Source organism: Streptomyces inusitatus (genome assembly GCF_014651115.1).
Taxonomy (GTDB): Bacteria; Actinomycetota; Actinomycetes; order Streptomycetales; family Streptomycetaceae; genus Streptomyces; species Streptomyces amakusaensis.
Map to the genome: position 1 here is coordinate 654,939 of NZ_BMWG01000002.1, position 18,250 is coordinate 673,188.

At 72.8% G+C, this 18,250-nt stretch carries 18 protein-coding genes; 9 read left to right on the forward strand and 9 right to left on the reverse strand.

Annotation, left to right across the window (positions count from 1 at the left end; genetic code table 11):
* Nucleotides 1–15 precede the first annotated feature (15 nt).
* The gene (locus IE247_RS06800) at nucleotides 16–1,251 is read left to right on the forward strand and encodes a hypothetical protein (protein ID WP_190121958.1); all 1,236 of its coding nucleotides are present in this window, start codon (nucleotides 16–18) and stop codon (nucleotides 1,249–1,251) included.
* A 52-nt stretch (nucleotides 1,252–1,303) separates the two neighbouring features.
* Nucleotides 1,304–1,474 (forward strand): hypothetical protein, encoded by a 171-nt coding sequence (locus IE247_RS06805; protein ID WP_190122135.1) that lies wholly within the window; start codon nucleotides 1,304–1,306, stop codon nucleotides 1,472–1,474.
* A gap of 279 nt (nucleotides 1,475–1,753) precedes the next feature.
* On the opposite strand, the gene IE247_RS06810 is transcribed toward IE247_RS06805, so the two are convergent.
* From IE247_RS06810 to IE247_RS06820, 3 genes are all read right to left on the reverse strand, one after another.
* Entirely contained in the window at nucleotides 1,754–2,707 is a 954-nt protein-coding gene (locus IE247_RS06810; RefSeq protein ID WP_190121959.1) for a 3-oxoacyl-ACP reductase, read from the reverse strand.
* 54 nt (nucleotides 2,708–2,761) lie between these two features.
* Nucleotides 2,762–3,838, reverse strand: coding sequence for a Zn-dependent alcohol dehydrogenase (locus tag IE247_RS06815; protein ID WP_190121960.1), 1,077 nt, complete (start codon nucleotides 3,836–3,838; stop codon nucleotides 2,762–2,764).
* 80 nt (nucleotides 3,839–3,918) lie between these two features.
* Nucleotides 3,919–4,875, reverse strand: a complete 957-nt coding sequence (locus tag IE247_RS06820; RefSeq protein WP_190121961.1) for a MaoC/PaaZ C-terminal domain-containing protein — start codon at nucleotides 4,873–4,875, stop codon at nucleotides 3,919–3,921.
* Between the two features lie 356 nt (nucleotides 4,876–5,231).
* Here IE247_RS06820 and IE247_RS06825 point away from each other — a divergent pair, with 356 nt between their 5' ends.
* From IE247_RS06825 to IE247_RS06835, 3 genes are all read left to right on the forward strand, one after another.
* Nucleotides 5,232–6,164 (forward strand): ABC transporter ATP-binding protein, encoded by a 933-nt coding sequence (locus IE247_RS06825; protein ID WP_190121962.1) that lies wholly within the window; start codon nucleotides 5,232–5,234, stop codon nucleotides 6,162–6,164.
* Nucleotides 6,165–6,276: 112 nt separating this feature from the next.
* Nucleotides 6,277–7,536 (forward strand): sensor histidine kinase, encoded by a 1,260-nt coding sequence (locus IE247_RS06830; protein ID WP_190121963.1) that lies wholly within the window; start codon nucleotides 6,277–6,279, stop codon nucleotides 7,534–7,536.
* A gap of 127 nt (nucleotides 7,537–7,663) precedes the next feature.
* Nucleotides 7,664–8,296 carry a response regulator transcription factor gene (locus tag IE247_RS06835; RefSeq protein WP_190122119.1) on the forward strand — a complete coding sequence of 211 codons (633 nt, stop codon included), beginning with the start codon at nucleotides 7,664–7,666 and terminating at the stop codon, nucleotides 8,294–8,296.
* A gap of 71 nt (nucleotides 8,297–8,367) precedes the next feature.
* On the opposite strand, the gene IE247_RS06840 is transcribed toward IE247_RS06835, so the two are convergent.
* From IE247_RS06840 to soxR, 3 genes are all read right to left on the reverse strand, one after another.
* Nucleotides 8,368–9,801, reverse strand: coding sequence for an MFS transporter (locus tag IE247_RS06840; RefSeq protein ID WP_373305517.1), 1,434 nt, complete (start codon nucleotides 9,799–9,801; stop codon nucleotides 8,368–8,370).
* Between the two features lie 67 nt (nucleotides 9,802–9,868).
* Entirely contained in the window at nucleotides 9,869–11,074 is a 1,206-nt protein-coding gene (locus IE247_RS06845; RefSeq protein ID WP_190121965.1) for a thiolase C-terminal domain-containing protein, read from the reverse strand.
* A 107-nt stretch (nucleotides 11,075–11,181) separates the two neighbouring features.
* The gene (gene soxR / locus IE247_RS06850) at nucleotides 11,182–11,646 is read right to left on the reverse strand and encodes a redox-sensitive transcriptional activator SoxR (protein WP_190121966.1); all 465 of its coding nucleotides are present in this window, start codon (nucleotides 11,644–11,646) and stop codon (nucleotides 11,182–11,184) included.
* 200 nt (nucleotides 11,647–11,846) lie between these two features.
* On the opposite strand from soxR, the gene IE247_RS06855 reads away from it, so the two are divergent.
* The 3 genes from IE247_RS06855 to IE247_RS06865 all read left to right on the forward strand — a co-directional run bounded on the left by IE247_RS06855 (nucleotide 11,847) and on the right by IE247_RS06865 (nucleotide 14,591).
* Nucleotides 11,847–12,494: a class I SAM-dependent methyltransferase gene (locus IE247_RS06855; protein ID WP_190121967.1), complete on the forward strand. Its 648-nt coding sequence runs from the start codon at nucleotides 11,847–11,849 to the stop codon at nucleotides 12,492–12,494.
* A gap of 135 nt (nucleotides 12,495–12,629) precedes the next feature.
* Nucleotides 12,630–13,604 (forward strand): N-acetylmuramoyl-L-alanine amidase, encoded by a 975-nt coding sequence (locus tag IE247_RS06860; protein WP_190121968.1) that lies wholly within the window; start codon nucleotides 12,630–12,632, stop codon nucleotides 13,602–13,604.
* A gap of 171 nt (nucleotides 13,605–13,775) precedes the next feature.
* On the forward strand, nucleotides 13,776–14,591 hold the full coding sequence (locus IE247_RS06865; RefSeq protein WP_190121969.1) for a hypothetical protein: 816 nt from the start codon (nucleotides 13,776–13,778) through the stop codon (nucleotides 14,589–14,591).
* Between the two features lie 102 nt (nucleotides 14,592–14,693).
* On the opposite strand, the gene IE247_RS06870 is transcribed toward IE247_RS06865, so the two are convergent.
* Nucleotides 14,694–15,128, reverse strand: coding sequence for a nuclear transport factor 2 family protein (locus IE247_RS06870; RefSeq protein ID WP_190121970.1), 435 nt, complete (start codon nucleotides 15,126–15,128; stop codon nucleotides 14,694–14,696).
* Between the two features lie 156 nt (nucleotides 15,129–15,284).
* On the opposite strand from IE247_RS06870, the gene IE247_RS06875 reads away from it, so the two are divergent.
* A complete protein-coding gene (locus IE247_RS06875; RefSeq protein ID WP_190122120.1) occupies nucleotides 15,285–16,295 on the forward strand; it encodes an LLM class F420-dependent oxidoreductase in 1,011 nt (336 codons plus the stop codon).
* A 119-nt stretch (nucleotides 16,296–16,414) separates the two neighbouring features.
* Here IE247_RS06875 and IE247_RS06880 read toward each other — a convergent pair whose 3' ends face one another.
* Together IE247_RS06880 and IE247_RS06885 are read right to left on the reverse strand one after the other, a co-directional pair.
* Nucleotides 16,415–17,488, reverse strand: coding sequence for a prenyltransferase/squalene oxidase repeat-containing protein (locus IE247_RS06880; protein WP_190121971.1), 1,074 nt, complete (start codon nucleotides 17,486–17,488; stop codon nucleotides 16,415–16,417).
* Nucleotides 17,485–18,246 (reverse strand): class I SAM-dependent methyltransferase, encoded by a 762-nt coding sequence (locus IE247_RS06885; protein ID WP_190121972.1) that lies wholly within the window; start codon nucleotides 18,244–18,246, stop codon nucleotides 17,485–17,487. The genes IE247_RS06880 and IE247_RS06885 overlap by 4 nt, the downstream gene beginning before the upstream one ends.
* Nucleotides 18,247–18,250: the final 4 nt, after the last annotated feature.

An 18,250-nucleotide genomic window follows, 5' to 3' on the forward strand; every position in this document is an offset into this window, starting at 1 on the left:
GGAGGTGACTGACCGATGACAGTCTGTGCCATCGAGAATGCCACGGAACGGGCGACGAAGGCCGGTGGCGGGACCGCCGCAGGGATCGGCGAAGGGACTACAGCAGGGACCGGTGAAGGGACTACCGCAGGGACCGGTGAAGGGATCACGATCACCGCGAACGGCGCGTACGCGGCCCGGCTCGCGGGAGCGGGTGAGGCGCTCTTCGCCGAGCGGTGGACGCTGGACGGGCCCGAGCCCTACGCCGTACCGCTGCCGCTCGGCCAGCCCGAGGAGCGCGGCACCGATGTGCTGCCGCTCACCGACGGGCGCGTGCTGATCCGGCGGCGGGTGACCGGACGGCATCTCTTCTCGCTGGTGTACCCGACCGGACCGGGCACCGGGGAGATCCCGCTCGGCGGGGTCGAGTCGGGCGAGCTGCGGCTGCTGCCGCCCGCGCCGGACGGGACCCGGGCCTACGCCGTGGTGCCCGGGGAGCGCTCGACCTCGGTCTGGCTGGTGGCCGGGGGCACCTTCGGCCCCGAGCATGTCGCCGAGGTGCCCGGGCACTGCACGGGCGGGGTGTGGCTGGACCGCACGGGCCGGATGCTGGCGCTCGACCGGCGGCTGGGGCGGGGGCCGGTCAAAGCGGTGACGGTGGATCTGGCGCGGGGCGGGGAGGTGTCGCCGCTGCTCCAGATCGCCGAGGGGAGCGACGACCGGCTGCTGCTCGCGGAGCCCGACAGCGGACTCCTGCTGATCAGGTCGAACGCGCCGGGGCAGGAGCGGCTGGGGTGGGGGGTGCTGGGGAGCCACCGGCCGGTGCGCTTCCCGGAGAGCCTGCGGCCCGCCGGGTGCGCGGTGACGCCGTTCGCGGTGCAGTCCGGACAGGCGCTGCGGCCCGAGAGCTGCGGAGTGGCGCTGCGGATCGAGGGGCCTGCGGGGAGCCGGGTGGGGGTGTGGCGGCCGGCGGGGCGCAGGCTGCATCTGCTGGCGCCGCCCGCCGGATGGCTGGCGGGGGCCGGGACCTGGAGCGGGGACGGGGTGCTGGGGCTCCCCTGCGTCAGGGACGCGGAGGGGTGCGGGGTGGCACGGCTGGACGCGGCGGGAGTGTTCGCACGGGAGGGAACACCATCGGGCCCGCCTGGTGTTACGGCCGTATCGGCCGGGCCGGGCGCGCGGGCTGTGCCGATCGCGCCGGTCGCACCGGCCGGTCGCAGGCCCGTGCCTTTGCAACAGGCTCCGCTCATGGGGCGGATGGGGCTTGGTTAAACTCTGCGGGCTGCGAAGTTATTAGCGATCACGCACTGGGGGAAGTTTTCAGATGTCTGATGCACGAACCGTCACGACTGAGGGTCGTCAGCACGGGCTGGAGGAGTCGGAGAGGGAGAGGGAAAGAGCGGGGAAGCACCGGGGAGTCGCTGCCGCGCAGGAGGAGCCGGCGGCCGAGCCGCACGGCAAGCACCGCAGGCCGTCGATGGACCAGGCTTCCTGACCACTGCCTGGGCCACCGCATCGCACCGCACCGCATGGCTCGGTGCTGTCGAATCCCGCGTCTCGAATCCCGATCTCGCGTCTCGCGCTCTCGCACCTCGCGTCTCGCGTCTCGCACTCCGAGTCGCCGGCTCACCTCACGTTCACTGAATTCCGGCCGCTGACTCACGGCCACTGAATTCGCACCGGGCCCGCCCGCCCCCAGAGCCCCACCTCTGGGTATCGGGCGGGCCCGGCTTTCTCCCGGGGCCGGGCCCCGGGCACTCCGGCCCGGGCACACTCACCGCCCCCGCTCGTGGCGCAGCCCCAGCACCTCCGCCGCCGCGAACGTCACCCCCGGCGGGCCCGCCGCGTAGTACGGGGTCAGCACCGCGTCCAGCTCCTCGTAGGTGAAGACCTCTTTCGCCGTGTCGAACCGCGCCGCCACCCTGGGCCGCTCCACCACCGCCACCAGACCGCCGTGGACGACGAGCAGTTGGCCGTTGACCGCCGAGGCTGCGGGCGAGGCCAGATAGCCGACGAGCGGCGAGACATGCTCGGGCGAGAGCGGATCGAGCGCCCCGGGCTCCGGCTCCGCGAAACCGGCGAAGACGTCCTCGGTCATCCGGGTCCGCGCCCGGGGGCAGATCACATTCGCCGTGACGCCGTACTTCGCCAGCGCGAGCGCCGTGGAGACCGTCAGCCCGACGACGCCCCCCTTGGCCGCCGCGTAATTCGGCTGCCCCGCCGACCCGGCGAGGAAAGCCTCCGAAGAGGTGTTGACGATCCGGCCGTAGACCGGCCCGCCCGCCGCCTTGGAGCGCTCGCGCCAGTGCGCCGAGGCGAAGCGGGTGGTGTTGAAGTGGCCCTTGAGGTGGACCCGTACCACCGTGTCCCACTCGCTCTCGCTCATCGAGAAGATCATCCGGTCCCGGAGGATGCCCGCGTTGTTGACCAGGATGTCCAGCTTGCCGTACGTGTCGACGGCGAGGCCGATCAGCTCGCGGGCCCGCTCGTGGTCGGCGACATCGCCGTGGTGCGCGACCGCCGTGCCCCCGGCGGCGCGGATCTCCGCGACGACCTCGTCGGCCGGGGCGGCCGAGGCCGCGCCCGAGCCGTCGCGGCCGGGCGCTCCGTAGTCGTTGACGACCACGCTCGCGCCGAGGCGGGCCAGTTCGCGCGCCTCCGCGCGGCCGAGGCCCCGGCCGGCCCCGGTGACGATCGCGGAGAGTCCGTCGAGCGGTTGCTGGGACATCCGATTCCCCTTCGGCTTCCGGCTTCGATGTCTTGGTGGGTGGGTGCGGGGGCGTCAGATCTCGACGCAGGTGCGGAGCGCCTCCCCCGTACGCATCTGCTCCAGCGCGTCGTTGATCCGGGCCAGCGGCACCCGATGGGTGATCATCGACTCCAGGTCGACGCGGCCCGCCCGCCAGAGCGCGATCGCCCGCTCGTAGGAGGCGAGCACGTCCCCTCCCCCGTACATCGACGGCAGGATCCGCTTCTCGTCGAAGAACAGCTCGAACATATTGAGCCGGAGGAAGTCGTCCATCGAGCCCGCGCCGACGACGCAGAGGGTGCCGCCGCGCCGCGTCGCCTCGTACGCCGTACGGGCGGTGGCGGACTTGCCGACCACCTCGAAGACATAGTCGAAGCCCTCGCCCCCGGTGATCCGCTTCCGCGCGTCGCCGAGACCTTCGGGCGCCACCGCCTCCGTCGCGCCGAAGCGGAGGGCCGCCTCGCGCCGGGAGGCGATGGGGTCGACGGCGACGATCCGGGCCGCGCCCTTGAGCCCGGCGCCCTGGATCACGGAGATGCCGACGCCGCCGCAGCCGATGACGGCGACCGAGGAACCGGCCGCCACCTCGGCCGTGTTGATCGCCGCACCGAGGCCGGTGGTCACTCCGCAGCCGATCAGGGCGGCGATGTCGAAGGGCACGTCGTCGGGGATGGGCACGGCGCAGGCCGCGTCGATCACGGCCTCCTCGGCGAAGGTGCCGGTGCCCGCGAAGCCGAAGACATCGCCGCCGGGGCGCCTGAAGTTGGGGGTGCCCGCGTTGATGAATCCGGCCAGGCACAGCTGGCCCTGGCCGCGCCGGCAGGAGGGACACGTACCGCACGGCGGAAGCCAGCAGACCAGGATCCGGTCCCCCGGCCGGAGCCCGGTGACCCCGTCGCCGACCTCGACGACCTCGCCCGCGCCCTCGTGGCCGGGGACGAACGGCGCGGGCTGCGGCAGGACTCCGGTCATCGCGGAGACATCGGAGTGACACAGTCCGGTGGCCCGCATCCGGACTCTGACCTTCCCCGGGCCAAAGCCCACGGCCTCGACGTCGTCCAGCACATCGAGCTTCGGCTGCCCGGTCTCGTGGAGTACGGCTGCGCGCACGGTGCGGCTCCTCTCGCGGTTCCGTTTCGGGTTCCGGTTCGGGTTCCGGTTCGGGTTCCGGTTCTCGGTGGGGGCGGGGCTCAGGCGTGCTCGACGACGGTGTCCGCGAGCACCGGCGCGTCGTCGCGTTCGACGGCGGTGACGGACGCCCGGACATGGTCCGTCCCGTTCCACATCCGGATACGGAGGGTCTCGCCGGGGAACACCACCCCGGCGAAGCGGGCGGTGTACGAGCGGACCCGGGCCGCGTCACCGCCGAGCAGGGTGTCCACTACCGCCTTGAGCGTGATTCCGTACGAGCAGAGGCCGTGCAGGATGGGCCGGTCGAAGCCCGCCCGGGCGGCGAACTCCGGGTCCGCGTGGAGCGGGTTGAGGTCGCCGGAGAGGCGGTAGAGCAGCGCCTGGTCCTCGCGCGTCCGCCTCTCCACCGTCTTGTCGGGTTCTCCGGAGGGTGGTTCGGCGCGGACGGAGGGGCCCCGGTCGCCGCCGAAGCCGCCCTCGCCCCGGACGTAGAGCTGGGATTCGCCGGTCCACAGCGGGCCTTCGGCGTCGGAGACCTCCGTGCGCAGCACCAGGACCGCCGCCTTGCCCTTGTCGTACACGGCGGCGATCTTGGAGGTGGAGAGGGCGGCGCCACGGGGCGGGAGGGGCCGGTGGACGCGGACCGACTGGCCGCCGTGCAGGACGGAGGCGAGGTCGATGTCGACGCCCGGGCCGATGTTCGGTCCCGTGCCCGGGCCGATGTTCGTGCCCGGGCCGATGTTCGTACCCGGGCCGATGTTCGTACCCGGGCCGATGTTCGTACCCGGTGGGGTGGCCGTACCCGGTGGGGTGGTCCGGGCCACCGCGCCCGCGACGGTGGCGAAGCTCGGCAGCACCTGAAGCCGGGACTCCAGGGTGTAGCGGAGTTCGGCGGGGTCGGTGGCGGGGACTCCCGCGCCGATGCCGAGGTGGTAGAGCTGGACGTCCCGGTGGTCCCAGCCGATCTCGGCACGGCGGGGGGCGGCGGCGACGGCCCTGACGGGGTCGATGGGCATGGGCTGCTCCCTCGCTGGTCGGACGGGGTCACAAGCGGGTTCGGGCAGGCGCGCGGGCGGGAGACCTCGGTGCGGACGTCCGCACCGCCGGCCGCACCGAGGTCGTCACAGGGGGCGCGCGGAGCCGGTGACCGGGCGCCCGTTCTAGAACGCGTTCCAGAATTGGCCGGTCCCCTGTATAACGCAGGGCCCGGCGGTTGTGAAGAGGGTTGACGGGATGTCAGATGGGGGGCGGGGCGGGTGCGGCCGCGAGTGGCTCAGGGGGTGGACGGTGGGCGGGCCGGGACATTTGTCACTGCCGAGTCCGTACATTGCGCATCTGCCGTGCGCGCGGGAGCGTCCGTAGCGTTGCTCCCATGACCCAGACTCCCTCTGCGGCACCCGCTGTGAACCTCGGCGGGGCTGCCAAGTCCTTCGGTTCCACGCCCGCCGTGGACGGCGTCGACCTCACGGTCCGGCGCGGTGAGACGGTGGCGCTCCTCGGCCGTCACGGCTCGGGGAAGTCCACCGCGATCAGTCTGATGCTCGGTCTGACCGCCCCCGACTCGGGCGGCGTCAGCCTCTTCGGCGACTCCCCGGCCCAGGCGGTGGCCCTGGGGCGGGTCGGCTTCATGCTGGACGACTGCCGGCCGATCCCCCGGACCACGGTCCGGGAGCAGATAGCCTTCGCCTCCCACACCTTCCCGCGCCCGCTGGCCGTCCCCGAGGTGCTGCGGCTGGCCGGTCTCACCGAGTCGGCCGACCGCCGCGCGGATCTGCTCTCCGACGGCGAGGTACGGCGGCTGCGGTTCGCCCTCACACTGATCGGCGACCCCGAGCTGATCATTCTGGACGAGCCCACCGCCGGTCTGGACGCCAGGGCGCGCACCGCCTTCTGGGCGGCCGTCCACGGATACGCGGGGCGGGGCAACACCGTCGTGTTCTCCACCCACTATCTGGAGGAGGCCGACGACAACGCCGACCGGATCGTGGTGATGGACCACGGCCGGATCGTCGCCGACGGCAATGGCGAGGAGCTGCGGCGCTCGGCCGGCGGCACCGTCGTCGCGGTCGATCTGGCCGGCCGGGGCAGCCATGGCCTCACCGAGCTGCCGGGCGTGGTCTCCGTGGAGATACGGCGCGACCGGGCCCGGCTCGCCACCACCGACGCCGATGCCACGGTCGTCGCCCTCGCCAGGATGGACGCCATACGGGGTCTGGAAGTCGCCCCCGTCTCCCTCGAAGACGCCTTTCTCGCTCTGACCTCCCGGCTGGAGGCGACCTTGCTGGGCGCCTCGCTCGCCCGGTGAGGGGTGCCGCACGGGGAGCCGGACCCTCGCCGTGCGCGGGGCTCCGGCCGTCTCGTACCGTCGGTGCCCGAGGGCGGTACGGCACCGCCCTCGGGGGAAGCGGGAACCAGCGATGTGGATGAAGAGAATCGGGGCGCACCCCAGTGAGCTGGGGCCGCCCAGCAGCTTCGCGATGCTGCCCTGGCTGCTGTTGGGGACGGGTGCACTCTCCACCCTGTTCCAGGGCGGGACCCCCTACCCGTGGATCGGCGCCATCGGGCTGCTGGTCTTCAACACCCTCTATGTGAACCTCGCCTTCCGCGCTTTCGACAAGACCACCCGGGAGGCTCCCGCCACCCGCTGGCTGCTGCTGGCCCTCGCCGTCGTCGGCTTCGGGCTGGCGGCCGGGTACGGCGGAGCCTGGCTGCTCTTCTTCCCGCTGCTCGGGCTGGCGACGGGCACGGTGCTGCGCGGCCGGCAGGTGAAGATATGGATCGTCCTGCTGACGGTCGGGGCGAGCGGGGTCGCGTTTCTGCGGGAGGGCTGGGGCGCGGTCGGCATCGCCTACGGGACGTTCATCTCGGGGATGGTGTCGACGGCGATCCTCGCGCTCTCCGAGGCGGTGGGGAAGCTGCTGGAGACCCGGCAGGAGCTGGCGCGCATCGCCGTCGAGAAGGAGCGGCTGCGCTTCTCCCGCGATCTGCACGATCTGCTCGGGCACACGCTGTCGGTGATCGTGGTGAAGTCGGAGGTCGCCCGGCGGCTGGGGCCCAAGGACATGGAAGCGGCGCTGGCGGAGATAGCGGACATCGAGTCGGTCGGCCGGCAGGCCCTCACCGAGATCCGTGAGGCGGTCACGGGCTATCGGGAGGGCACCCTCACCACCGAGCTGGACCGTGCGCGGCTGGCGCTGACCGCGTCCGGGATCGAGCCCGTCGTCCATCAGTCGGGGACGCCGCTCGCGCCGCAGACGGCGGCGCTGCTGGGGTGGGTGGTGCGGGAGGCGGTGACCAACGCGGTGCGGCACAGCGCCGCGACGACCTGTGAGATCACGGTGCGCGGGACGGCGGACCGGGCCCGGGTCACCGTCGTGGACGACGGCGTGGGGGTCCCCCCGGCCGACGGGCGGGCGGGGGATGCCCCGTTCCCCACGGATCCGGCGGATCCGGCGTCGCGGGCGGACGGGACCGGGCTGCGGGGGCTGGCCGAGCGGCTCGCGGCGGTGGGCGGCTCGCTGGAGGCCGGTCCGCTCGGCCGTGGCGGTTTCCGGGTCAGCGCGGAACTGCCGATGGACGACGACCCGATGGCGTTCCTCTCCGGGCCGAGAGCGGAGGCGATACCGGGGGCCGCCCGGTCGAGCGCCGCGTACCGGACACCGGGGTTCGAGGGCTGACCGCCTCACCGCCTCACCTCCGCCCCGTGGTGCCCCGTGCCCCGCGCCTCGTGCCCCGGCACGGTGTGGTCCCGCCCGGCGAAGGGGGCGGGGCGGCGGGCGGGCCTACGATGACGCCGTGGAAGAGATGCCCCGGGACCACCGGCCCGCCAAGTCCGTACGCCTGCTGCTCGCCGAGGACCAGGGCATGCTGCGGGGAGCGCTGGCGATGCTCCTCGGGATGGAGCCCGACATGGAGGTGGTCGCCCAGGTGGGCCGGGGTGATGAGATCACCCCCAAGGCTCTGGAGGTGCGGCCCGATGTGGCCCTGCTGGACATCGAACTGCCGGGGCGCAGCGGTCTGGACGCGGCGGCCGAGCTGCGGGACGAGGTCCCGGAGTGCCGGGTGCTGATCCTGACGACGTTCGGCAGGCCGGGGTATCTGCGCCGGGCGATGGAGGCGGGAGCGGTGGGGTTCCTGGTCAAGGACGGGCCGGTGGAGGAGTTGGCGCGGGCGATCCGGCGGGTGCTGACCGGGGAGACCGTGATCGATCCGGCGCTCGCGGCCGCCGCGTTGAGCGCCGGGCCAAGCCCGCTGACCGCGCGGGAGCGGGATGTGCTGAACGCGGCGGTGGACGGGGCGACCGTGGCGGACATCGCGGGGGCGGTGCATCTGTCGGAGTCGACGGTGCGGAACTATCTCTCGTCCGCGATCGGGAAGACGGGCACCCGCAACCGTATGGAGGCGGTGCGGGCCGCCCGTCGTCAGGGCTGGCTGTAGCGCCGGGCGGTTCCGCCGGGGCCGTTCGGTCAGGGCTGTTGGGTCAGGGCTGTTGGGTCAGGGCTGTTGGGTCAGGGCTGTTCGGTGCGGCGGGGCAGCCAGAGGAGGCAGAGCATGGCGCAGGTGAACAGCAGGCCGGTGCCGACCCGGAAGGCCAGCGCGTATCCGGCCGCCAGGTCCGCCGGGGCGGTGCTGCCGCCGGTGCGGGAGGCGGCGACGGTGGAGAGCACGGCGAGGCCGAGCGCGCCGCCCATGGTGCGGGAGGTGTTGATCATTCCGGAGACCAGGCCCGCGTCGCCCGGCTCGGCCCCGGCGGTGGCGAGGGAGGCGAGCGGGGTGGCGGCGAGGCCGATGCCCATCATCATCAGGATGCCGGGGCCCAGGATCGTGGTGAGGAAGGTGCCGTCGGCGGTCATCAGGGACTGCCAGCCGAAGCCGGCGGCGGCGATCAGCGCTCCGGCGGCGGCGATGTTCACGGCTCCGGCCCGTGCCATCAGCCGGGGGGCGAGTTTGGAGCCGATGATCACGCTGATGGAGCTGGGGACGAGGGCCAGGCCCGCTTCCAGCGGGGTGTAGCCGAGCACGTTCTGCGCGTACACCGTCATGAAGAACCACATGGCGAAGGAGGACGAACCACAGAGCATCATCGTCACATTGGCCGCCGTGACCGCCCGGGAGCGGAAGAGTTTCAGCGGCATCAGCGGGGCCGCCGTCCGCGACTCGACGGCCACGAAGAGCCCGAGCAGGGCGAGACCGGCGGAGAGCGGCAGCAGGGTGGCGGCGGCGGTCCAGCCGGACTCCTCGGTCTGGACGATGCCGTAGGCGACGGCGGCCAGGCCGCCCGTGACCAGGATCGCGCCCGGGAGGTCCAGTCGGCGGCCCGCGCCGGCCCGGCTCTCGGTGAGCCAGATCGCCGCGCCGAGCAGCACCAGCGCGCCGATCGGCACATTGATCAGCAGCACCCAGCGCCAGGAGAGCAGATCGGTGAGGACGCCGCCGACGAAACCGCCGGCCGCGCCGCCCGCCGCGCCCACCGCCGACCAGGTGCCGATCGCCCGGGTGCGGGCCGGTCCCGGCGGGACGGCGGCGGTCACGATGGTGAGGGTCGCCGGTGCGAGCACGGCGGCGCCCAGGCCCTGGACCGCGCGGGCGGCGAGCAGCTGCCAGCCCTCCTGGGCGAGGCCGCCCGCGAGGGAGGCGGCGGTGAAGAGGCCGAGTCCGAAGATGAAGGTCCGCTTGCGGCCGAAGAGATCCGCCGCCCGGCCGCCGAAGAGCATGAACCCGGCGAACGCGATGGAGTAGGCGTTGAGCACCCATTGCAGACCTGTGGTGGAGAGCCCGAGGTCGGCGCGCATCGAGGGGAGCGCCACATTGACGACAGAGACATCGAGGACGACGAGGAACTGACCGGCGCTGGCGGCGAGGATCACCAGCCAGGTACGGGCGGGACGGGCGGCGGAAGGGGATATTCGGCTCTGCTGGGCATCTGCCGGGGCTTGGACCATGGCTGTCATGGTCTCAGCCGTGTTCGGGTCCGTACATCCGGATATCGGGGTGGTTCGGGTGAAGGCTCTACGTCTTGCGGAACAGGGTGACGACGGCGGCTCCGCCGAGGCCGATGTTGTGGGCGAGGCCGACTCCGGCTCCGGGGACCTGGCGGGGTCCGGCCTCGCCGCGCAGTTGCCAGACCAGCTCGGCGGTCTGGGCCAGTCCGGTCGCGCCGAGCGGATGCCCCTTGGAGATCAGCCCGCCGGAGGGGTTGACCACCCATCGGCCGCCGTAGGTCGTCGCGCCGCTCTCCACCAGCTTCCCGGACGCGCCGTCCGGGCACATGCCGAGCGCCTCGTAGGTGAGGAGTTCATTGATCGAGAAGCAGTCGTGGAGTTCGAGGACGTCGACGTCCTCGATGCCCAGCCCCGAGGACTCGTAGACGGCGAGCGCCGCCGCCCGTGACATCGGCCGCCCGACGACGTCGACGCAGGAGCCGGAGTCGAAGGACGCGCCGGTGTCGGTCGTCATCGTCTGGGCGGCGATCTCCACGGCTCTGGCGCGCAGTCCGCGCTCGGCGGCGAAGCGTTCCGACACGACGACGGCCGCCGCCGCGCCGTCGGAGGTGGGCGAGCACTGGAGCCTGGTCAGGGGTGCGTGGATGGTCTTGTCGGCGAGGATCTCCGCGATGGAGTAGACGTCCTGGAACTGTGCGCGGGGGTTGAGCGCCGAGTGCCGGTGGTTCTTGGCGGCGACGGCCGCGAGCTGGGCCTCGGTGGTGCCGTGGCGGTCCATGTGCTCGCGGGCCGCGTTGCCGAAGATCTGCGCGGCGGGCGGCGAGGCCGCGAAGCCGTGGCCCGCCGCCATCACCCCGTAGTGCCGGGCCACGGGCGAGGCCGCGAGGTCGCCGCCGCTCGCGCCGCCGCCGAGCGCGCCCTTGCGCATCTGCTCGAAGCCGAGGGCGAGCACACAGTCGCTGATGCCGCCCGCCACGAGCTGACGGGCCATCATCAGCGCGGTGGCGCCGGTGGCGCAATTGTTGTTCACGTTGTAGACGGGGACCCCGGTCAGCCCCAGTCCGTAGACGGCGCGCTGACCGGCCGTGGAGGGCTGTAAGCAGTGGCCGACGGGGACCTGTTCGACGTCCGCGTACGAGATCCCGGCGTCGGCGAGCGCCTGGGAGCCGGCCTCGACGGCCATGTCCCCGTAGGACCAGTCCCTGGCCCCGGGCTTCTCGAACCGGGTCATACCGACGCCGACGACATAGCTTTTCGCGTGGCTCTTCGCCATGGTGCGCTCTCTCCTTCGGTCACCGGGGAGCCCCCGGCCGCAGGGTAGAACACGTTCCTGTTCGATGGTAGGCCCGCCGTCATGGCGGCCTGCGGAAGCGGGCACCGCTACGGACAGGTCTCCGGCCCCGGCAGCCGGCGGGGACCCGGGCCCTGTTCGGCGAGGTCGTCGCCGGGGTTGAGGACCCGGCAGCGGTGGAGGGAGAGACAGCCGCAGCCGATGCAGCCGGTGATCTCGCGCTCCAGCTCCTCGATGGCCCGCCGGCGGGCTGCCAGCAGGTCGGCCCAGTGCCGGGAGATGCGCTCCCAGTCGCGCTTCCCGGGCATCCGGCCGTTCGGCAGGGTCGCGAAGACGTCGGCCACCTCGGAGAGCGGGATGCCCATCCGCTTGGCCACCAGGATCAGCGAGATCCGCCGCAGCACATGCCGGGGGTAGCGGCGCTGATTGCCCCCGGTGCGCTCTGCGGAGATCAGCCCCCGCTCCTCGTAGAAACGGACCGCCGAGGCGGCTATCCCCGTCCGGCTGGCGACCTCGCCGACGGTGAGCAGGTCCGTCGGAGCCTTCTCGGCCATTCACCTCGACCTCACGTCGACTCGGAGTCCCAGCGTATCCACCGCCCTCCGGGCACGCCCAAAGCCCCGGCGGAGATACGGCGTGATGGGGTGCTCCCGGGCGACGGGTCCCGGGTGCCGGGCGACGGGCGACGGCCCGGGAGCACCCCGTACCGTCGAGAGGCACACACCCCGCCCCGCCTCCCGGAGGAACATCCGCCATGCACGAAGCCGTCCCGCAGCCGGAGATACTCGCCGCCTTCGAGAGCGCCAAGGGATTCATGCCCCGGGTCGAGGGGCTCGCCCTGTACGCGGCCGCCGTGGCGGCGGGGGCGCTCGGGCTGCCGCTGCTGGAGGTGGGGACGTACTGCGGGCGGTCGACGATCCTGCTCGCCGACGCGGCGCGGGCGGCGGGCACGACGGCGGTCACCGTCGACCACCACCGGGGCAGCGAGGAGCAGCAGGAGGGGTGGGAGTACCACGACCCGTCGGTGGTGGACCCCGAGGTGGGGCGGATGGACACACTGCCGGCCTTCCGGCGCACTCTGCACCGCGCGGGTCTGGAGGACCATGTCATCGCGGTGGTCGGCCGCTCCCCGCAGGTGGCCCGGGTCTGGAACACCCCGCTCGGGCTGGTCTTCATCGACGGCGGGCACACCGACGAGCACGCGAACGGCGACTACGAGGGATGGGCCCCCCGGCTGGCCGTCGGCGGGCTGCTGGTGATCCACGACGTCTTCCCCGACCCGGCCGACGGCGGCCAGGCCCCGTACCGGGTCTACCGGCGGGCGCTGGACTCCGGCGCGTTCACCGAGGTCTCCGTGACCGACTCGCTGCGCGTGCTCCGGCGTACCGGCCCCGGCGTCTGAACCCTGGGGCCCGGCGGGCCCGTACGGCCACGGCGGCGGGTCCGTCCGTACCGGTCCCGGAATCGTCCCCCTTGTCCGGCGCACCGGGCCGGGGCGCACCGCGCGGACGGGCGGCGATCCCCTACCATCGCGCAGGTGTCGTACGACGAGACCGGCCGCCCCCGCCGCCAAAGGCCAGGCCCGCCCGCCATCGCCGCCGCCGTGCTCGTGCCGGCGGCGGCGCTCGCGGGGTGGCTGGCCATAGAGTCGGTGAGCGGGGCCCAGGAGAGCGGGGCCGGGAAGAGCGCGCCCCCGCCGTCCAGCGCGTCCGCGTCATCACCCGCACCCGCGCCATCAAGTGCGAGTACGGGCACGGGCACGGGTACGGGTACGAGCCCCGGGGGCGGCGGCGGCCAGGGCCCGCTCCACGGCCGTACGATCGTCATCGACCCCGGCCACAACCCCGGCAACTTCCGGCACCCGGACGAGATCAACGCGCTTGTGGACATCGGGACCAACCGCAAGCCGTGCGACGCGACGGGCACCTCGACCGACGACGGCTACACCGAGGCCGCCTTCACCCGCGATGTCTCCCGGCGGCTGCGCGCCCTCCTCGAAGAGCGGGGCGCGCGGGTCGAACTGACCCATGACGGGGACCGGGAGTTCGGCCCCTGTGTGGACGAGCGCGCCCGGATCGGCAACCGGGCCCGCGCCGACGCGGTCGTCTCCGTCCACGCCGACGGCGCGGCCAGGGGCAGCCGGGGCTTCCATCTGATCCTGCCCGGCCCGGTCAGGGCGGGCGATGCGGACACCCGGAAGATCGTCGGCCCCTCGCGGGAGCTGGGCGAGCGGATCGCCGGGGCCTTCGCCCGCACCACCGGGAGCGAGCGGTCCAACTACATCGGCGGCGGCACCGGACTGGATGTGCGCACCGATCTGGGCGGGCTCAATCTGTCCACCGTGCCGAAGGTGTTCATCGAGTGCGGCAATATGCGAGACCCGGCGGACGCGGCGCTGCTGACCAGCGCCGGATGGCGGCAGCGGGCCGCGCAGGGGATCGCGGACGGGCTCCGCGCCCATCTGTCCGCACACCCGGAACCGCCTCCTCCGGCCCCTTCGGGGACGAGATGACTCCCGACGCCCGGCAGACGACCGGAACGGGCAGACGATAGATTCACTCCCACGAGGGGGAGCCCACTCCCGGTCCCACCCCGGGCTCCACCCCGGCCCCGCGCCACGCACACCGCCCCGGGGCGGCAGCGAAGACCGCCCCGATGAGACGACCCAAGAAGGACTTTTTACGTGAACATCCGCTCCCTCACACGAGGTGATGGCGTGGTGATCGGAGCAGCGGTACTGCTGTTCATCGCCTCGTTCCTGGATACGATCGACTGCTCCGGCGCCCTCTGCGGTGATGTGCCCAACGCCTGGGACAACGGCTCCCTGCTGCTCGGCGTATATCTGGCGGGCATCATCAGCGCGGTTCTGATCGTCCTCTCCCATCTGCTGCCCCGGCCCCCGAAGCTGCTCGGCATCGAGCTGGGCCACTTCGGCATCGCGCTGGCGATCTTCACGGCGTGGTCCGGGCTGGGTGGGATCTTCGACCCGGCGGGCTCGTTCAACGGCGAGCTGGACCCCGACGCGGGCACCGGTCTGATCCTCGGCTTCGTCGCGGCCCTCGTGCTGGCGGCGGGCGCGGTCGGCGGCCAGCTCGTCCCAGCGCTCAAGGCCCCGCTCCTCGGTGCTCCGCGCCCGGCGGCCCCCGCGCCCTACGGCGGCCAGCCGCAGAGCGGCTACGGCTACCCCGGCGCGCAGCAGCAGCCGTACGGCGGTCAGCAGCCCGGCCAGTCCCAGCCCTCCTACGGCGGCCAGCAGGCCCAGCCCGGCCCCGCCGCCGCGCCGCAGCCGGCCCCGGCGGCCGACTTCGCGCCGTTCTGGTTCGCGGTGCCGGTGGCCCGTCCGCTGTACGGCGAGGACGGCTCCCCCACCCCGATCGCGGAACTCGCGCCGGGCACCTGGTACCTCGCGGTCGAGCAGCGCGGCGCGGGCCTGGTCGCCCAGACGCAGGACGGCCGGCGCGGAGTGCTCCAGGACACCTCGGGCATCCAGCGCGGCTGAGCCGCCGGGAACACACGAAGGAAACAGACGAAGGAACAGACGAAGGGGTGCCGCCGGAGCGAATCCGGCGGCACCCCTTCGTCATGCGTCATGCGTCATGCCTCAGCCGAGGTTCTCTCCCCAGCCGCTCTGGATCATGGTCTGGAACGCCCATGCGCCATTCCGCTTGATCAGGATGTCGGCGTACCTCGGCAGCTGCTGGGGCTCTCCGCCCGAGGTCATGACGGAGTCGGTGAAGACGATCACCATCGCGGGCGAGAGGAAGACGGGCGTACGGGTGGACTCGAAGCTGATGTCCTCACCGGCCCCGCCCATCACCTGGGTCATGGTGTCGATGAACCGCTTCCGGTCCCACTGGGCCGCCGCGCCCTCGCCCTTGGAGTCGTCGCTGACCAGGTTGAGGGGGAAGACCGCGACATCGGCCATGCTCTCGATCCGGTGCTCGGCGCTGTACTTCTCGTAGACGGCGAACCATGCGTGGATCTCGGCCAGCTCGTCGGCGGTGGGGGTGTAACCGGCGTCGGGCAGCAAGGACATACGGATTCTCCCGTTCGGAACGATCACGCTCGGACAGTCGGGAACGTTATCCCCGTTTCCTCGACTAGTCAAACTTGATTAGCCACTCCCTTCTCTCCGGCGGGCGGCGGGCGTAATCTGACGCACCATCAGATAGAAGGCGGTGGGAACGTGGGACTGCGACTGGGACTGGCGCTCGGTCACTGGGGCCGGGCCCCCGCGCCCGGCCGGCTCGCTCTCGTACGGGAGGCCGAGCGGCTGGGCTACGACTCGGTGTGGACCGCCGAGGCCTGGGGCTCCGACGCCTTCACCCCGCTCACCTGGATCGCCGCGCACACCTCGCGGATCAGGCTGGGCACCGCCGTCGCGCAGATGGCCGCCCGCGCCCCCACCGCGACCGCGATGCACGCGCTCACCCTGGACCATCTCTCCGGCGGACGGATGCTGCTCGGCCTGGGCCTGTCGGGACCGCAGGTGGTGGAGGGGTGGTACGGCAGACCCTTCCCCAGCTCCCCGCTCACCGCGACCCGGGAGTATGTCGCGGTGATCCGCCAAGTCCTGCGCAGACAGGGCCCCGTCGAGCTGGCGGGCCGCTTCCACCCGCACCCCTACCGGGGGCCGGACGGCACCGGGCTCGGCCGGGCCCTCAAGCCGATCACCCACCCCCTGCGGGCCGGGCTTCCGCTGCTCATCGGCGCGGAAGGGCCCAAGAACATCGCCCAGACGGTCCGGATCGCCGACGGCTGGATCCCGCTCCACTGGTCCCCCTCGGGCGCGGGCGCCCACCGCGAGGCGCTCGCCGCCGCGCCCGAGGGCTTCATGGTCGCGCCGATGGTGCACGCCCGGGTCTGCGACGACGTCGCGGAGGGGCTGCTGCCGGTCAAGGCGGCGCTCGGCTTCTACATCGGGGGCATGGGGCACACGAGCCGGAACTTCCACGCCGATCTGATGGCGCGGACGGGGTACGAGTCAGAGGCGCGGCTGATCCAGCGGCTGTTCGCCGAGGGGCGGCGGGAGGAGGCGGTGCGGGCGGTGCCCGACGCCTACGCCGACGAGATCTCGCTCGTCGGGCCCAGGGAGCGGATCGCCGAACGGCTCTCGGCATGGCGGTCCGGGCCGGTGACGGATCTGCTGCTGACCGCCCCGGACACACTCACCCTGCGGACCCTGGCGGAGCTGGTGCTCTGACCCGCCCGGGACCGGGGGGGCGGAGCTGGTGCTCTGACCCGCCCGGGACCGGGGGGGGCGGAGCTGGTGCTCTGACCCGCCCGGGCCCGGGGCTCTGACCCGCCCGGGCCGTACGAGGGTCAGCGCTCGCAGCAGTCGGGGGCGAGCCCGCTCGGCAGCCGCTCCCCGCCGAAGACCGCGGTGGTCGCCTCGTCGCCGCCGAGCGCGGCGACCGCGAGCAGCAGTGAACCGGCCGTCCAGGAGGTGCGCTCCTCCGGCCAGATCGCCCGCTCGCCCTCGAAGACATAGCCGGTCCAGTACATGCCGTCCGGGGCGCGGAGGTGCGCGAGGGACTGGAGTATCTCCAGCGCGCGGTCGGACTCCCCCATCACCCAGAGCGTCAGGGCCAGTTCGCAGCTCTCGCCGCCGGTCACCCAGGGGTTGGGCAGGACACAGCGCACACCGAGGCCGGGGACGACGAACTCGTCCCAGCGCTCCTCGATCCGGGCCTTGGCCTCCGGGCCGGTGATCGCGCCGCCCAGGACCGGGTAGTACCAGTCCATGGAGTAGTGGTTCTTGTCCAGGAAGCGTTCGGGGTGGCTCCGCACGGCGTGGGCGAGCGCGCCCGCCGCCAGCTCCCAGTCCGGCTGGGGCTCCTCGCGCTCGTCGGCGATGGCCAGGGCGCAGCGCAGCGCGTGGTGTATCGACGAACTGCCGGTCAGCAGCGCGTCGGTGACGGGGGTGCCGTCGGCCTCGCGCTTCCAGCCGATCTGGCCGCCGGGGCGCTGGAGCCGCAGGGTGAACTCGACGGCCGCGTACACCATGGGCCACATCCGGTCGAGGAAGGCCTCGTCGCCGGTGGCGAGGAAGTGGTGCCAGACGCCGACGGCGGCGTAGGCGCAGAAGTTGGATTCGCGGCTCCGGTCGGTGGGCCGGTCCGGGTCTCCGTCGTGGTAGGCGGCGTACCAGGAGCCGTCCTCGTTCTGGTGGCGCAGCAGCCAGGCGTACGCGCGTGCCGCGGCCTCGTCCTCGCCCGCCGCGTCGAGGGCCATGGCGGCCTCGATGTGGTCCCACGGGTCGAGGTGGTGGCCTCGGAACCAGGGGATGGCACCGTCCTCGCGCTGGGTGGCGAGGATGCCCGCGACGGTCTCGGCGGCCTCTTCGGCGGTGAGGACGCCGGGCAGGACCAGGTGTTCGGTACGGGGTGTGGTCATGCCTTCGCCCCGGTCTCGACAGCGGTCGCGGTCTCGGCCTTGGGGAGCTGGGGCTTGGTGGCGTAGGCGACGAAGCTCTTGCCGATCAGGGGGTTGAGCGCCTGTTCGGCGAGCCGGGTGGCGAGCGGCTTCTTCATGATGTCCCAGACCAGGAGCTGGTGGTACGCCTTGACCGGGAGGGCCTTGTCGTTGTCCACGCCGAAGGCGCATTTGAGCCACCAGTAGGGGCTGTGCAGCGCGTGGGCGTGGTGGGTGCCGTAGGGGACGAGGCCGGCCTCCTCGATCCTGGCGAGGAGTTCGTCGGCCTTGTAGATGCGGATGTGGCCGCCCTCGACCTCGTGGTAGGCGTCGCTGAGCGCCCAGCAGATCTTCTCGGGGCCGTACCGGGGCACGGTGACCGCGATCCGGCCGCCGGGCTTGAGGACGCGCACCATCTCGGCGAGTACGCCCTTGTCGTCGGGGATGTGCTCCATCACCTCGGAGATGATCACGACGTCGAAGGACTCGTCGGGGAAGGGGAGGTTGAGCGCGTCGCCTTCCATGGCGGTGGCGGTCGCGCCCTCGGGGGCCTCGCCCTCCTCCTTCATCGCGGCGAACCACCGGGCGACCTCGCGGATCTCCTCGGCGTTCCGGTCGAGGGCGACGACCCTGGCTCCGCGCCGGTAGCACTCGAAGGCGTGCCGTCCCGCGCCGCAGCCCAGGTCGAGGACGCGGTCGCCCGCCGCGAGCGGAAAGCGGGAGAAGTCGACGGTCAGCACAGGT